General features: G+C 58.6%; 9 protein-coding genes. 4 read left to right on the forward strand and 5 right to left on the reverse strand.

Going from position 1 to position 16,801, the window contains the following annotated elements; all coding sequences use genetic code 11:
• Nucleotides 1-19: 19 nt before the first annotated feature.
• The 3 genes from AC1Q6Y_RS11570 to AC1Q6Y_RS11580 form a co-directional block, all read right to left on the reverse strand.
• On the reverse strand, nucleotides 20-4,684 hold the full coding sequence (locus AC1Q6Y_RS11570) for a dermonecrotic toxin domain-containing protein (RefSeq protein WP_492624593.1): 4,665 nt from the start codon (nucleotides 4,682-4,684) through the stop codon (nucleotides 20-22).
• Between the two features lie 171 nt (nucleotides 4,685-4,855).
• Entirely contained in the window at nucleotides 4,856-7,969 is a 3,114-nt protein-coding gene (locus tag AC1Q6Y_RS11575) for a transglycosylase domain-containing protein (RefSeq protein ID WP_057716244.1), read from the reverse strand.
• Between the two features lie 292 nt (nucleotides 7,970-8,261).
• Nucleotides 8,262-8,720, reverse strand: coding sequence for an REP-associated tyrosine transposase (locus AC1Q6Y_RS11580; protein ID WP_150813662.1), 459 nt, complete (start codon nucleotides 8,718-8,720; stop codon nucleotides 8,262-8,264).
• Nucleotides 8,721-9,249: 529 nt separating this feature from the next.
• Between AC1Q6Y_RS11580 and AC1Q6Y_RS11585 the strand changes: the two genes are divergently transcribed.
• Nucleotides 9,250-10,689 (forward strand): amino acid permease, encoded by a 1,440-nt coding sequence (locus AC1Q6Y_RS11585; protein ID WP_492624594.1) that lies wholly within the window; start codon nucleotides 9,250-9,252, stop codon nucleotides 10,687-10,689.
• A 222-nt stretch (nucleotides 10,690-10,911) separates the two neighbouring features.
• Here the strand turns inward: AC1Q6Y_RS11585 and AC1Q6Y_RS11590 are convergent, their stop codons facing one another.
• A complete protein-coding gene (locus tag AC1Q6Y_RS11590) occupies nucleotides 10,912-12,036 on the reverse strand; it encodes an OpgC family protein (protein ID WP_492624595.1) in 1,125 nt (374 codons plus the stop codon).
• 244 nt (nucleotides 12,037-12,280) lie between these two features.
• Between AC1Q6Y_RS11590 and AC1Q6Y_RS11595 the strand changes: the two genes are divergently transcribed.
• The 3 genes from AC1Q6Y_RS11595 to AC1Q6Y_RS11605 are packed head-to-tail and all read left to right on the forward strand — an operon-like array spanning nucleotide 12,281 to nucleotide 15,103.
• Complete coding sequence (locus tag AC1Q6Y_RS11595) at nucleotides 12,281-12,655, forward strand: GtrA family protein (RefSeq protein WP_057716240.1); 375 nt, start codon at nucleotides 12,281-12,283, stop codon at nucleotides 12,653-12,655.
• On the forward strand, nucleotides 12,652-13,593 hold the full coding sequence (locus AC1Q6Y_RS11600) for a glycosyltransferase family 2 protein (protein WP_492624596.1): 942 nt from the start codon (nucleotides 12,652-12,654) through the stop codon (nucleotides 13,591-13,593). Before AC1Q6Y_RS11595 ends, AC1Q6Y_RS11600 begins: the two co-directional genes overlap by 4 nt.
• 1 nt (nucleotide 13,594) lies before the next feature.
• Entirely contained in the window at nucleotides 13,595-15,103 is a 1,509-nt protein-coding gene (locus tag AC1Q6Y_RS11605; protein WP_492624597.1) for a glucosyltransferase domain-containing protein, read from the forward strand.
• 27 nt (nucleotides 15,104-15,130) lie between these two features.
• Here AC1Q6Y_RS11605 and AC1Q6Y_RS11610 read toward each other — a convergent pair whose 3' ends face one another.
• Nucleotides 15,131-16,750 carry an FMN-binding glutamate synthase family protein gene (locus tag AC1Q6Y_RS11610; protein ID WP_090453300.1) on the reverse strand — a complete coding sequence of 540 codons (1,620 nt, stop codon included), beginning with the start codon at nucleotides 16,748-16,750 and terminating at the stop codon, nucleotides 15,131-15,133.
• Nucleotides 16,751-16,801: the final 51 nt, after the last annotated feature.

Here is a 16,801-nt window from a genome sequence, read left to right on the forward strand (position 1 = left end):
GGGGCTGATTATTCCTCGGTTAAATGTTGGCTTTCCTCATGGCCGCACGGGTCAAACGTCTCGATAGCTCTTTTTCGTCATATCCGATGTCAGTGAGCAGTCTGTTGTAAACGTCCTCGCTCATTGGCTCGTCGGCAAAAATCACACTGTCTGGAACGATCAAATCGTTCGTCAATTCTTTAAGTCTGGTTCTAAGCTCGGTGCGTTGCACCTCCGTTAAATGAATCGAGTTCGCCCACTCATGCTGAGTCGTTCGCAATGTTTCAAGTTGATCGAATTTGCTCAGGTAGAGCTGTTTGTTTTCCTCGAATTGAGAAGGGTAGGTTTCACGGAGAAAGCGCTCCCAAAAATCCAGTTCAAGCATTTTGTTAACGAGTCCGTCACCATTTTCGAAGGATAGAACTGTGGCGTAGGCCTTATCGATCATCGCGTCGGTGACACCGGATACGGGTCTGTGAAGCATTTCTTCGGATTGCCAAGGTAGGCTCAAACGTTTTGCCAACCCAGTCTGATAGGCCAAATAAACTTCAACTTCATCTGGGTCACCTGAACGACTGCTCATGTCAGCCCGGGCGATATCGTTGACCAACTCCAAGCGTGCCGAACCTTTGCAAAGTTTCACCAAACTAGTTTCTAGTTGTGCGGGATCGGTGGTGCCAGAATAAGCCTCGAAGGTGAGCACTTCGATGCCCATGTTGTTGAATAATTGCGCGCCAGCGTCGGCACACCTCACTGGATCACTCGCCATTGCGAAGAGTTTTTCTCTAAGCGGAGTATCGATATACGCCGCATCAAGCACGCGCCAGACGCGCGCTAATAGATTTTCCCGCGCCTCGCCGTCAGCTCGATAATCGGCAAAGTTAGGTGCCCCATTTATAAAGGACATAAAAGGCCCAGCGTTGGGTTCGTGTTTCAATTCCTCCCAACGCTTAATCCGTTCGGAGTCCAATCCGGGAACGCTGTCCCAGATTAATACATCGGGACGGGCATCTATTGAAGGTAACATTCCAATACTATTGGGAAGGCCTGCTTGCTGCCGTACTTCGTTGAACAAAAACTGGTTAATGGAGGATAAATTTTCGAAATCGAGGCGCGTTCGGCCTAGTATCAGTGCATCTGATTGTCTTAGCCTCATATTGGGCACACTATTGAACGGATTGCCCCGCATATCCAAGAGGAAATCAGCCGGTCTTTCTCGAGCTATTATTCCTACGGGCCAAGTAGTTAGTCCGGTATTTCTTAGGTCGAGTACCTTTAGTCTAGGCATGCGCGAAACGTCGGGCAGTTGGGTCAGCGGGTTATTGTCTAGCTCAAGTATCTCCATGTAGGTCAGTCTACTTAATCTTTCGATCCCGACACGGTTCAAGGTGATCGTGTTTTCACTTAACCGAAGACGCTCTAGCTGATGCATGTTTCCGATGTCGGGGGGCAGGTGATTTAGCTCGCAGCGATTGGCGCTAAGCTCCCGAAGATTCGGAAAGCTATACAACGTCCCGTACTGTTCGGATAAAAATCTTGTATTGTCGAGTTTAAGACTCGTAACTTTACTCAGATATTTTTTTAGCGCCGGACGTTTTGACCACCAAGTTTCCAAATCTAGCGGCAGTAATTCTCTAGAGAGATCAAGTGAGTAGGATGATGGATCCGTGCGGCTACCGAATTCGGTGTTTTTTCGCTCGAAACAATCGATCAAGCGTTCGACGATGTGTCGTCCCCCGCCACCCAGGAATCCATGGGGGTCCGAAACTGGGCTGTAAGGTTGTTGACGCTCCCACTGATCGAGTATTCCTCTTAACTCAGCGAGGTCCTTTTCCTGCTCTTCTATCGCCTTAAGCGGTTCACCTCGGGCGGTTAAAACATTAGCAAATACATCAACCTCGGCCTCGCTGAAATGCGGATGCAGATCCTGAATGCGTTCGTGCAGTGTTTTACCTTCCTTGCTCAGTCCACCCCCGCGCACCAACAACATCGTTTCATGCTCGGCAACCGGCCGAACGGGCGGGTCGGCGAGTACGGTGCGGCGTTCGCTGGGCGGGGCCGATTTGACCATGACCCATTCCCTGAACAGTTCAGCATCCCCCGGTTTGTAGCCCAGGCTGCTTTGACCATTCTCCTGCGTGGCGTGCAGGACGGCTTCGAAAAAGTCATCGGCTTCATGGATCGGCTGATCCTCGCCATCACGCACCTGATACTGTCCGACCTCGTCGCGAATCAGCACCCGCACCCGCGTGGCGTCTTCGGGGCCGACGCTGTAACGCAACTCGCCATCGAATGTGCCCTGACGAATCTCGAGACGCAGGTCGCCGAAGGTATCGGTGTTAAAGCGCAAGGTGCCCAGCACCAGGCGCTCGGTGTCGGGAGTGATTGATGCGCTCGGGTACAGACCCTGGGCCGCTCGTACTGTTTGTGTTTCGAATTGCAGCTCTCGGGCCTGGGTCCTCATGCGCAAAGGCAGGCGGTTTTCCTGGGTAATCCGTTGACGTTCCGCGGCGCTGGCACGGGTATGGATGTGTTCCGCAACGGTCGCCGGCAGCTCGGGGAAATCGCTGAACAGCGGCGCGATTTCAGTGGGTAACGTAGCGGGTGCAATGGCCGGTGAAGCCAGGCGTTGCAGGGTATCGGTCAGCAGCGCTGGCGGTGGTGCGCTTTCAACGTGCACCCGGCGCAGCTCGGCTTCATCGGTGCCGCTGATCTGGCGAATCTGCTCCAGTTGTTCATCGTTGAAACCATCGGTGCTGTGGCCGAGGCGGCGCATCAGGGTCGAGCCTTCCCACTCCCGTGGGTTTTCCGTTTCGCAGACCCAGGCCCCACGGCCATTGTGGCGCAGGGTCGGTGCATAGGCATCGAAACGCTGCGGATGGCGGATGCGTTGTTGCCCGGTCACCGGGTCTTCCAGCACTTCGAAGTGTTGATCGTTCAGGCGCACTATGCGCCGGCCCTGATGCTGGTGAATGCCCTGATCATCAGGCCGGGCATCCGCGGGTAATTCCACGTCGGTGCGTTGATAAGGGCTGAGATCAGGATTCCACAATCGCGTCTCACCGTTTGCCAGTTGCACCGGTTTCAGGCCTTCGAAAAACGGCGAAAGCTTCGCTTGCGCAACATTACCGACGGCGCCTGCCGCCGCGAACACGCCCAACTGGACCACGCTTTCCAGGACGCCGAGGGTCTGCTCGCCGGCCTCGGCCAAGCGTCCCTCGGCCAGGTCGACAAGGCCTTCGACCACGCCATCGGTCAATTGATAGGCCGTGTACGCCAGCATCAGTGGGCCCAGGACAGGCACAAATGGGGTCGCCACCAGCAAGGCGATCGTGAGGATGTCCGAGAGCATTTTTTCCAGGTTGTCCCACCAGGCCCAGCGGGCCATGCGGTCGGCGTATTCGGTGGAGATGGCGATCTCCCGGGCATCGTTGAAAATCTTGTTGAGGGTCTGCCGGTAGCGGTAGCCCCACAGGTCATTGTTGAAGGTCGTCGCGCGGTCGGTCTTGATGCTCGACACACTGAAATGCAGATCGGGTTTATCCACAGGCGTTTCGCGCCAGCTCGGCAAATTGGTACCTGCGGCAGCCGGCTGCCATTTCACCGTGCTCAGACGCGCGTTCAATCCGGCAAAAAAATGCCCGCGTTGCTCATGGGGCACGAACTGGCTGAAGAACTGTTGATAGCTTTTAACCGATGCGCCATCGCGCAACTGGCGTGTCAGTTCCGCCATGAATTCCAGAGACGAAGGGTATTGCTTGAGCGGGTGCTGCGGGTCATGGGGCACATAGGCAATCACCGGGACCGGGCCGCTGGCACTGGCTGTATCCGCCGCGATCAGGATGATGCCGCTCAGGCGCGTGTCCATCATCGCCAGGTTGTAATAGTCGACGGGTTTGCCGTTCCACTTCAGCCGTGAACGATCCTCGAGCATGCCTTGCACCACGTCATAGGCATCCTGGTCGATGTCGTGCTTCATCAGGGCCATTTGCGCGGCGACATTCAGTGCGCTTTTCTGGCTGAGAACGACTTTTTGGCGCAGGACATTGCTCGCTGCCTTGTCGCTCGGCTTTAAAGTGTCTTGCAGGTGCTGTTGATAGCGGGCGCCGATGTCCAGTTCGCGACACACGGACTTGAACTGCTCGATGCTCAGTTTGTGCTTGAGCTGTTTGACGTTGAAATGCCCGCGTGCGTCGGGGCGGGTGATGAATTCGGAATCTTGGGTGAACGCCTCGTCTTGGGAAAAGTTGTGCAGCGCGGCGTCCAGCAGCGAGATGGTGCGACTGGTGGTTCCTGCGGAAAAGTCATGCACCCACCAGGCCGTCTTAACCGGGGCATACAGGCGCAGCCAGGTTTCCTCGACATCGTCTTCGACGCCGAAGCGGTCCCTCAGTTTTTGCTGCAGCAGGGGTTTGGCAAAGGCTGAAATATCCAGCAGATCGCGCAGGGCCTGATCCACGGTGTTCTGCGAGGTCCAGTTAAGCTGGTTGGCTTTTTTCAATTTGCGGTGAGCGGTTGTCGACGCGGTCCTGTGCCAGTCGGGCAGCGTCAGCCTGACAGATTTCAGCGCATCGACACGGGATGGGGAGGTGTTCAACAGCCAGGACGGAATCGCCTTTCTGACCTGATGGAAGTGGATGCTTTTATCGAATGGGGCGATGGCGATCGGGTCTGATCCTTGAATCGCCGAGGGGGTAATGGGCATTGTTTGATCGTCCTTTGATCAGTACCGGGGACGACCAGACTAGGTAAGCATGTTGCCTAAAAAAAGCGCAAAGATTGGTTGTTAAAGGTGCCGGGTGCGACTCGATTCTCCAAAAATCAAAGAGTGAAAAATACATATGTACCGCCATCGTTCCATTTCGTTGAGTCGGGCTTAGCGGCTCGCCGCCACCTCGGTTGGCTGGCACATCGTGTGGGTGCCCGGTTGCAGGTAAGGCGTGAGGATCGGTGCCATGCCCTTGAGCACCTGCACCGGCAACGCCGAGGTGAAGGTAAAGCTTTCCGCCGAGCGGCCTGGCACGAACGCCGTCAGGGTGCCGAAATGGTGATCGCCTATGTAGAACACGAAGGTCGCCGTGCGGTTGAGCGATTTGGAACTCAAGATTCGCCCACCGGACCCGATGGCCTCGATGCGGTTGTCACCGGTACCGGTCTTGCCTCCCATCGCAAGCGGGCTGCCGTCGGGCAGTTTGAAACTGCCGGCCACGCGTTTGGCGGTACCGGCGTCGACCACTTGCGACAGGGCCTCGCGCATGGCGGTGGCTACTTCGGACGGCATCACCCGTTTGCCGACGTCCGGGTCATTGATCAGTTGGGTTTCAAAGGGGGTGTTCGCGGCAAAATGCAGGCTGTCAATGCGCAGGGTCGGCATGCGCACGCCATCATTGAGGATGGTGCCGATCAATTCGGCCAGGGCTGCGGGACGGTCGCCGGAGCTGCCGATGGCGGTGGCCAGCGACGGTACCAGGTGGTCGAACGGATAGCCGACTTTCTGCCAGCGCTGGTGGATGTCGAGGAACGCTTCGATCTCCAGCATGGTGCGGATGCGACTGTCGCGGGCGCCCTTGTGCCGGCTTTTGAACAGCCAGCTATAGACCTCCTGGCGCTCGAACTGGCTGGCTTTGACGATGTCGCTCCACTTGGCGTCGGGGTGATTGAGCAGGTAGCCCATCAGCCACAGGTCCAGGGGGTGGACCTTGGCGATGAAGCCCTGGTCCGGCAAGTCGTAGGAGCCTGGGCCGTAGGCCTCGTAGAGCCGCACAAGACGTTCGTCGGTGAGCTTTTCCGTGAGCTTGGCGCCTTTGAGGTGCGAGCGCACAAAGGCGTTGAAGCTTTCCTGGCTGGCCTGCGGCAGCAGGTAGCGGTGCACGGCGGCCATGCGGATCGGGGTCGGGCGCATGCTGTCGAGGAAGGTGTCGAGGCGGTCCTGGGTGTCCTTGTTCTTGTACTTCTTCCAGAACTTGAGCAGGAATGAAGTGCCCTCGCGGTCGGCGAATTCGGCCAGGTACTCCTGACGCCGCGGGTTGCGGTCATCCTTGAGCAGTTCGGCACTGCTGTTCGGGCCGGAGTAGGTGGTGTAGCGCACCAGATCACGCATCAGGCGAATGAACGGCAGGTTGATCGATTCGCGCAAAGCGTCGCGCAGGGGCGGTATCCGGCCGTTGTCTTCCTTGCGGAAGTTGTGGAACGTGTGCAGGCCACCCCCAGTGAAAAACGCCTCGCCGGGGCCGGCGGAGTATTTGCGGTCCAGGGCGGCGCCGAGCATTTTTTGCAGGTCGCGGTCCTTGTTTTCGATCAGGTAGTCGACCGCCCAGCGGCTCAGGCGATCCTGATCCGGCACGTCGACTTTCTTCAGTTCCGGAACGGCCATGCCGGCGTATTTGTCGTGCAACTCGGCGATGATTTGCAGGTAGGTGGTCAGCACGCGCATTTTCGCGGTGGAGCCCAGTTCCAGTTTGCTGCCTTCGTTGATGTCGAATGGCTGGTCGGTGCTGTCGGTCTGCACCCGCACCCGCGAGCCGTCCGGGGTCAGTTCGAACAAGGTGAAGCTGTAGCGTACCTGAGTGGTGCTGGTGGTGGTCAGGAGGCGTTCGCCGATCAGGCCGATTTGCGTGGCAAACTCAGGGTCGGCCAGTTTTTTCAGGTACTCGGTGGCCTCGCTTTGCAACTGGCCTTGCAGGGTGCTGGTGGCGGAGAGGTCAAGGCGGTCGAGGTCATACAGCGGGCGATTGAGCATGCCGGCCAGACGGCTGCGCGCGACACTGATGCCCTTGTTGGTTTCAATCGGTTGAATGGTCGGCTGGGTGGCCCAGTCGCGGTAGATCACTTTGCTGGCCAGGGCGGCGGCGGCGAACTCGGCGTCGATCACATGGTTTTGTGCCAGCAGGCGTATATGGCTGTCGGTGAGATCGGCCAGTTCATCGTGACCCTTGGTCAGGTAGTGCGACGGGCGGCGCTGGGCAATCATCAACGACAGCATTTCACGCAGGGCCAGGCCTTTTTCCGCCATGGTTTTTGGATCCGTAGCGGTGCTGGACAGCGCTTCGTTGGCCTGTTTGAAGTCGGAGCCGTACCACACGCGCAACCCTTCAGCCATGCCGTGCACTTCACCGTGGCCCGGTACAGCTGACAACGGCACGCTGTTGAGGTAGTCACGAACCACGTTCTGCCGGATTTCGAGGGTTTGTGGCCCGGCCTGATAGGCGCGTACGGTGGCGGAAACCATCTGGCGAATCTTTTCCGCGCCATTGACTGTCAAGCCATCGGGGGAATGCCGGTACTTCTCCAACTGCGTGGCCAGGGTACTGCCACCGGCGGATTGGCCGGGCACGTGCAACATCTTCGCCAGCTGGGACCACGCCGCCATGCCGAACCGCGGCCAGTCCACCGCCGGGTTGGCCAGCGGTTGCCTGGGGTCGAGCAGGAAGCGGTTTTCGATGAACAGCAGGCTGTTGACCACCACCGGCGGGATCGAGGCAAAGGTTGAATAAAGCTGCTGCGGATAGTGGTACTGGTACAGCGGCGCTGCGCGGCAGTCGGTGATCGACAGCCCGGCCTGGATTTTCTCGGCATAAGGCACGAACAGGCCCTTGTCGCTGTACTTCAACAACGCCGGAGAAAAGCGGGTTTGCGCCTCAACGATGAAATTGCGCTTGATCAGGCGCGGCAGGAACTCACCCAGCGAGCTGTAGCCCAGGCGCCGATCGAATGGACCTTCCCCCGGATAGCGAATCGCATCACTGGGGCCGGGTTTGAGCTCATAGCTCAGTGACGCGGCGTATTTGCTGACTTCCTGGGCCTGGAACTTCGAGGTGCGCATCTCCCTCATGGCGGCCAGCCCCACGACAATCGCGATAATCAACAGCAATAGCCAGAACGCACCCCATCCGTGTCTGGAACGACGGGGTTTTTCAGGTAACGGCGCTTCATCCTCACTTTCATTCGGAACCACGGTTTTACTCGAATCTGTTTGCCACAAAGCGCCCATAGTCGACTGATCCATTCACGCAGATTGATCGGACTTGACTCAAGCTTAGACGGTGGTTGGCGAGGGTGAAGAAAATGTGAAGGGCAAAATGATGCACGGACGCACCGATAATCAGGCTGATTGAAGCACTTGTGGCGGGGGGGGCTTGCCCCCGTTCGGCTGCGAAGCAGTCGCAAATCCGGTATTTGCGGTGTGTCTGATACAACAGGGGTTGCCTGATTGAGGGGCCTGCTTCGCAGTCCAACGGGGGCAAGCCCCCTCGCCACAAAGTGTTTGGTGCAGGGGCGTCCGTTTACAGCCAGCACGCATCCCAGAGAGGGTAGTCGCCAATTTTATCCACAAGTCCCGCCCTGAGTGGATTGGCAACGATGTAGCGAGCGAACGGCAGAAGATCTTCTCCATCGCGAATGGCCCGGTCGTGGTAGCCGGTTTGCCAGAGTGGGCCACGGCGGCCAGTGATTTCGTTCACTTCACGGGTGCAACGTGACTTGATGGCACCGATGACACGCCCAAGATTGCCTTCCTCCAACTGCATCAGCCAATGAAAGTGATCGGGCATGACCACCCATGCGATGGAGTTCACTACGTTGGTTTCATGAGCTCGACGTAGTTCTGAAACAAGTAAGCGTCCCAAATGCCAATCCGAAAAGATCGGTTGGCGACCATGAACAACGGCGGTGATGAGATATGCCCGACCGCTCTCGGAATATCGGCCCAGACGCAAGCGGTGGGAGTTGGGTTGAGTTGGCATTCCATTGCTTCCCTTGAGGATATCAATTGCACATTCAAGGCTAGTACCCGGTTGTCCAGGGTAGATCTGCATGTGTTGAGTGAAAGCTCTGATACCTGTGAAGGAATGACGGCGTGAGAAAGCTGTTGTTGTTTTTGTGGCGAGGGGGCTTGCCCCCGTTGCGCTGCGAAGCGGCGCTAAAACCTGCGACTGGTGGTTGTCTGGCACACAGCGTTTTCCTGTTTTGCGACTGCTGCGCAGCCGAACGGGGGCGAGCCCCCTCGCCACAGTTGTGATCGCACCTGGAGAAAGGGGGCGGTCTGTAATGGCTGAAGTAGAGCCTTTTCGAGGGTAAGTACGACTTTGGCAGGGGCATGACGATGCACCATTGTTGTGCAATACTCGGCGCCGTTTTTCCCACTGATCTTGCGGGTTTTTCCTACAAGACGACTCTGCCCACGAAGCAGAACCGGTTCGGGAAGCGATGGCTTATCGGTCAGCGCTTCGCCACTCGGTGGTCATATCCAATAACAAGACGAGGTTGTCCCCCATGCCCGTAGGCAATCACCTGCCCCAAGGCGAGACCGCTCAGGGCGGTCCGCTCAAACGTGAACTCGGCGAGCGGCATATTCGCCTGATGGCACTCGGTGCCTGTATCGGCGTCGGCCTGTTCCTGGGCTCGGCCAAGGCCATTGAAATGGCCGGTCCGGCCATCATGCTGTCTTACATCATTGGCGGTCTGGCGATCCTGGTGATCATGCGCGCTCTCGGTGAGATGGCCGTGCACAATCCGGTCGCCGGCTCGTTCAGCCGTTATGCCCAAGACTACCTCGGCCCGCTGGCGGGCTTCCTGACCGGCTGGAACTACTGGTTCCTGTGGCTGGTGACCTGCGTCGCGGAAATCACTGCCGTGGCGGTGTACATGGGTATCTGGTTCCCCGATGTACCACGCTGGATCTGGGCGCTCGCTGCGTTGATCAGCATGGGCTCGATCAACCTGATCGCGGTCAAGGCCTTCGGTGAGTTCGAGTTCTGGTTTGCCTTGATCAAGATCGTCACCATCATTGCGATGGTGCTCGGCGGCATCGGCATCATCGCCTTCGGTTTCGGCAACGACGGCGTGGCCCTGGGTATTTCCAACCTGTGGACCCACGGCGGCTTCATGCCCAACGGTGTACAGGGTGTGTTGATGTCGCTGCAAATGGTGATGTTCGCCTACCTGGGCGTGGAGATGATCGGCCTGACCGCCGGTGAAGCGAAGAACCCGCAGAAGACCATTCCGAACGCGATCGGCTCGGTGTTCTGGCGCATCCTGCTGTTCTACGTCGGTGCGCTGTTCGTGATCCTGTCGATCTACCCTTGGAACGAAATCGGCACCCAGGGCAGCCCGTTCGTGATGACGTTCGAGCGGCTGGGCATCAAGACCGCCGCCGGCATCATCAACTTCGTGGTGATCACCGCGGCGTTGTCGTCCTGCAACGGTGGCATCTTCAGCACCGGGCGCATGCTCTACAGCCTGGCGCAGAACGGCCAGGCTCCGGCGGGCTTTGCCAAGACCTCGAACAACGGCGTGCCGCGTCGTGCATTGCTGCTGTCGATTGGCGCGTTGCTGTTGGGCGTACTGCTGAACTATCTGGTGCCGGAAAAGGTATTTGTCTGGGTGACGGCAATTGCCACCTTCGGCGCGATCTGGACCTGGGTGATGATCCTGCTGGCCCAGCTGAAATTCCGCAAAGGCCTGAGCGCCAGCGAAGCGGCCGGCCTGAAATATCGCATGTGGCTGTACCCGGTCAGTTCGTACCTGGCGCTGGCGTTCCTGGTGCTGGTGGTCGGCCTGATGGCGTACTTCCCGGACACCCGCGTGGCGCTGTATGTGGGGCCTGCGTTCCTGGTGCTGCTGACGGTGCTGTTCTACGTGTTCAAGCTGCAACCGACCAATGTTTCGCAAGGTGCGGCGCGTTCGGCTTCTGTAGGAGCTAGCTCGCGATAGTCGATAACGATAACGCGTGTTTCCTGGCTGAACGCGGCGCTTTTGGGTCCATCGCGAGCGAGCTCGCTCCTACAAAAAACGCTGACCCGTTGTAGGAGCGAGCTAGCTCGCGATGGTCGATAACGATAACGCGTGTTTCCTGGCTAAACGCGGCGTTCTTGGGTCCATCGCGAGCGAGCTCGCTCCTACATAAGACGGTCCAGTGACCGGTTTTTTTTCATATCAGGCGGACGCAGGTTGCAGTGATCGATTCAAGCGCTTGTTGAACTCCAGCCACGCCGCCAGCAACGCCATCAACCCGGCACCCACCAACGCTGTGAAGATCTGCATGGCAAAAGCATCGTCGGTCAACGCATTGACCATGTCCGCCAATGGCGCCAGCAGAACGCCCAGACAGAAAATCTCCAGCGAGAAACGGCCCATGCGGCAACTTTGCTGCGCGAGCCAGTTTTGTGTCCATCCGCTGTCGGGAATCAGTTTCGCCGTGACGTAGGCCAGTGCGAGAAAATGCAGCAGGCGCACGGGGGAAAGGTCGGTCTTGCTGATGGGGTACAGGATGTTTTGCAGGCTCGCCGGCACCACGGCATCGTGTAGGTCCGGCCAACGCCACAGCACGGTCAACACACCCGCGACCACGACATACAGCGCCGCACCGACAAACAACGGCTGGCGAACCAATGGGCGGGTCTGGGGCAGGCGCGGGCGCTGGCTGTGAATCGCAGCGGCACCGCCGAGTACGAACAGCAGCTGCCAGGCGACCGGGTTGAAATACCACACGCCGTCCTTGATGGCCGCCAGGTTCCAGCCAGCCAGCGGCACCATCAGGTACAGCGCCAATGACATCGAGACCACCACCCAGGCCTTGCGCACCAGCAGCGGCAGCACCAGGGGCAAGCCCGCCAACAGCACGATGTACAGCGGCAACGGGTCCATCAGGTTCGGCTTGAAGCGCAACAGCAGTTCATCGATCAGGGCCTGCTGCGGGTTGCTGATGAAGTGATGCATGCCCATTTCTTCCACCAGATCCCGTGTTTCCACGTGGCTGTTGGCGAAAAACACAATCCCCATCAGCATCGCCAGCAGGAAGATATGCACCACGTAAAGCACCCACGCCCGGCGCAGGATTTTTACGCAGGCGATCAGAAAACCTTCGCGCGCCAGGACTTTGCCGTACGCCAATACGGATGCGAAACCTGCCAGAAACACGAAGACCTCGGCTGCATCGCTGAAACCGAAGTTACGCAGGGTGATTTGCCCCAAAGGGTTGTGGGGCACGTGATCCCAAAAGATGAAGATCAGTGCCAGACCACGAAAAAAGTCGATCCGGTGATCGCGCGCTAAGGTCATGACAGCAGGCTCGTAACAGCGGGTAAAAATGGGATTGGCCGCTGGCGCAAAGGCCACGCGCCCAATCGGCGGCGCGCAGGGTGGACTGATTCGCGGGCAATTGCAAAACCGGGATATTACCGGATGTCTCGGGCATTGCCCCAAGGCTCAACCGCTGGTCTGAAAGACCGCTTGACCTGCGATTTATGACAGTAAACAGGCTCAAATATCAATAAGTGCAACGTTCTTGAAACGGGAGCCTCACATGAGACTGTTGTGGAAAGGGCTGTCCAGTTACACGGTGATCGGGGTCGCCAACACCCTGATTCACTGGCAGATCTTTTTCCTGTTGAGCGTGGCAGCCGGCCTCAGTCAGGCGATCAGCAACCTGGCCGCCTTCTGCGTGGCCGCGTCATTTTCCTTCTACATGAACGCGCAATTTACCTTCGCCGCCAGTGCCACGGTCGCGGGTTATCTGCTGTTTCTTTTGGGCATGGGGGCACTGAGCCTGGGTATCGGCCATCTGGGTGACCTCTGGCGATTGCACGGCTTGCTCACGGTGGTCCTGTTTTCGGCGTTGAGCCTGGTGTTCGGTTTTCTATATTCCAAATACGTGGTGTTTCGCGGACGTGATCAATGAAAATCTCGCTCATTGTCCCGGTGTTCAACGAAGAGCAGTCCATCAACCTGTTTTATCGGGCGGTGCGAAGGGAGTTGAGATTAGGCGACACCGAAGTCGAGATCGTGTTCATCAACGACGGCAGTTCCGACAACACGGCCGAACAGGCTATGGCACTTGCCCAGGCGGATGATCAGGTCATGCTGATCAATTTCTCGCGCAACTTCGGCAAGGAACCGGCACTGTTTGCCGGCCTGGAGCATGCCAGCGGCGATGCCGTGATTCCCATGGATGTCGACCTGCAGGACCCGATCAACGTCATTCCGTTGTTGATCGAGCAATGGCAAAAGGGTGCCGACGTGGTACTCGCCAAGCGCCGCAGCCGGGCCGCCGACGGCTACCTCAGGCGCCACAGCGCGTCTATTTTCTACCATGTGCTCAATCGCATCGCCTACACCCGCATCGAGGAAAACGTCGGGGACTTCCGGCTGATGGATCGCAAGGTGGTCGATGTGATCCGTTCCTTGCCGGAGCACCAGTTATTCATGAAAGGCGTGCTGTCGTGGGCCGGGTTCAACACGGTGGTGGTGGAGTTCGAGCGGCCGGGAAGGGTGGTGGGGAGCAGCAAGTTCAATGTCTGGAAACTGTGGAACCTGGCCCTGGAAGGCGTGACCTCGTTCAGTACCGTGCCGCTGCGCTTGTGGACTTACGTTGGTGGCGGCATTTCGATGTTCGCGGTGCTCTATGCGGTGTACATGGTGCTGGACAAGATTTTCTTCGGCAACAGCGTTCCCGGTTATCCGTCGCTGATGACTGCGATCCTGTTTCTGGGCGGCGTGCAACTGATCGGCATCGGCATCCTCGGCGAGTACATCGGTCGCATCTATATCGAGGCCAAGCACCGGCCGCGTTATGTGATCAAGGACATCGTCGGCGGTAAAGACCGGGGCGGGCGTTAGAATGGGGCGGTTCAGCGACGTCTTCGTTCGCGAGCTCAGCCGGCATCAGGTCTGGCGGTTTTTTCTGGCCGCCACCCTGGTGTATGTCCTGCCGTTGATCCTCGCCGATTATCCCTACATCGATGACAACTGGCGCTCGCTGGCGGCGGGCATGGCCTGGGCCGAACAGGGCCGACTCTTCACCCAGTTTTTCTACAACGCGCTGACCTTCAGCCATGCCGCGCCGAACATCTTTCCCTTGCCCTTGTTGATCGCCACGCTGGCCATGGCGTCGGCGTTGACAAGCCTGACGCTCCATTACTTCCGTCAGCCCACCGTTGCTTGCTGCCTGGTGCTGTTGCCGCTCTGGTACAACCCGTTCTTCCTGCAGAACCTGTCTTATCAATACGACGGTCCCGCCACGACCCTGAGCCTGGTGGCGGTGATCTACGCGATCACCTTTCGCCACCCTTGGCGCGGCGTGCAGTGGCTGGTGCCGTCGTTCCTGATTGCCTTGGCGCTTGGGCTGTATCAAGTCAGCCTGAACGTGTTCCTGGGTCTGTGTTGCCTGGAGTTGCTCAGGGCCGCCAACGATAAAACCACCCCGGTACCATGGCGCGACCTGCTGGGCTGGAAAGCCGCTCAGGTCATCCTCGGCGGATTGATCTACAGCGTCAGTGCTTATCCGTTCATGGGCTCCAACCGCACATTGCTGCTCGATTGGACGGCGCATCCCTCATTGCAGATCCAGATCAACATTGGCCGGGTCCTGGAAAAAGTCGTGCTGCTGTTCCATGGCGGATGGCTCTGGGTGTCCGGCGGGTTGCTGTTGCTCGCGATAGCCGGGGCGGTGCGGTTGGGATTGAACGTAGCGGCGCGCCAGGACAGCGGGCCGAAGAAGCTGTTGATCGGCCTGATGTGTTTGCTGACTTTGCCCGTCGTGATGCTGCTGGTGTCCGGTGTCGCGTTGTTTTTCCGCGACTTCAACGAAGGTGCCCGCACCTTGATGGGCTTCGCCGTGCTGCTGGTATTGCTGTTTTACCTGGGGCATCTGGCGCTGGCGTCGATCCATGAGCGGTTGCCGCTGCTGTTGATGATTCCCCTGCTGGCCATGTTGTCGTTGTCGTTCGCTTATGGCCGGGTGCTGACGGTGCAGAAAACCTTTGCGTCCACGGCACTGGCCGGTCTTGCGTACGACATCGCCAGCCATCAGTCGCTGCGCGAGGCCAGACGGATCTACCTCTCGGTGAGTTATTCCGACTATTGGTTGGTGGCGGCGGCAGGCTCATTCAAACAGCTGCCGGTGCTGCACTACTTGCTCAATACCGACTTTTACATGCTGGCCGAAAATCTGCCGAAGGCGGGCATCACCAACGTGGTGGCGGAGCAGGAGCGGCGTAATGCAACGCGGGTCGGCTATCAGGGCTATCCGGCGTTGGTCGAAAGCCGGTTCTACCGGATTTACCTGATCGGCGATTACGGTTTTATCGTGATGAAGGAACCGGCCCCGAGCAAAACACTGCGCTGGTGACGCGCGATTCTGATCGGGGTGGCGAGGTTATGCCGCCGCTATTTCACTGGGCTCGAAACTATCGGCCCGGGCCATCTGCCACATCCGCGAGTAGAACTCGCCGTTCACTTCGCCGGTCAGCAACTCACCCGGTTTGAGGAACACGTGCAACTGCGAGAACAGCTTGATCTCGGTTGCCGACATGCGTCGCACCAGATGCTTGGCGGACAACTGCGATGGATGTTCGAGGCCGGCGGCGGCGAGCATTTCCGCCAGGGCCTTGAGGGTGTTGCGGTGGAAGTTGAACACGCGTTGGGCTTTGTCCGGTACCACCAGCGCGCGCTGGCGCAGGGTGTCCTGGGTGGCGACGCCAGTCGGGCATTTGTTGGTATGGCAGCTCTGCGACTGGATGCAGCCAATGGCGAACATGAAGCCGCGCGCCGAGTTGGCCCAGTCGGCGCCGATGGCCAGCACGCTGGCGATGTCGAAGGCGCTGACGATCTTGCCGCTGGCGCCGAGTTTGATCTTATCCCGCAGGTTCAGGCCCACGAGGGTGTTGTGCACGAACAGCAGGCCCTCGCGCATCGGCACGCCGATGTGGTCGGTGAACTCCACGGGCGCGGCGCCAGTGCCGCCTTCCTTGCCGTCCACCACGATGAAATCCGGGAGGATGCCGGTTTCCAGCATGGCCTTGGCGATGCCCATGAACTCCCACGGATGGCCAAGGCAGAACTTGAAGCCCACCGGTTTACCGCCGGACAACTCACGCAGTTGCGCGATGAAATGCATCATTTCGATCGGCGTGGAAAACGCGGTGTGGCGCGACGGTGACACGCAGTCCTCGCCCATCAGGATACCGCGGGTTTCGGCGATTTCTTTGGTGACCTTGTGTTTGGGCAGGATGCCGCCGTGGCCGGGCTTGGCGCCCTGGCTCATCTTGATTTCGATCATCCGTACCTGTGGCGTCCGGGCTTGCGCCGCGAAGCGTTCCGGGTCGAAGCGGCCGTCGCTGGTGCGGCAGCCGAAGTAGCCGCTGCCCAGTTCCCAGGTCAGGTCGCCGCCGTTTTCCCGGTGATAGGGGCTGATACTGCCTTCGCCGGTGTCATGGGCAAAATTGCCGAGCTTGGCACCCTGGTTCAAGGCACGGATGGCGTTGGCGCTGAGGGAGCCGAAACTCATGGCCGAGATATTGAATACCGACGCCGAATACGGCTGGGTGCATTGCGGGCCGCCGACCGTCACCCGGAAACTGCTCGGGTCGCTCAAGGGCGCGGGGCGCATGGAGTGGCCGATGAATTCGAAACCCGACTGATACACATCAATCAGCGTGCCGAAGGGTTTGTCGGCGGTTTCATTCTTGGCCCGGGAGTAGACCAGCGAGCGCTGGGCCCGGGAGAAGGGCAGGGCGTCGCTGTCGGATTCGAGCAGGTACTGGCGGATTTCCGGGCGGATGCCTTCGACCAGGTAGCGGATATTGCCCAGGATCGGGTAGTTACGCCGCACTGCGTGCGGACTTTGCAGCAAGTCGAACAGGCCGATCAGGCTGAGGACGGCAGTGACAGCGGTAATTGGCCAGAGCCAGTCGTATTCAAGAAACGGCAGGCTGGCGAGGGTGAAGATCACGCAGACGGCAAAGAAGGCGTAGCGGCTCAGGAGTGACAGGCTCATACGGTTTCCTTGGGTTCGGACTCAATATTTGGGCAAAACACAAAACACTGT

The organism is Pseudomonas sp. GW823-FHT06E10 (genome assembly GCF_058794995.1).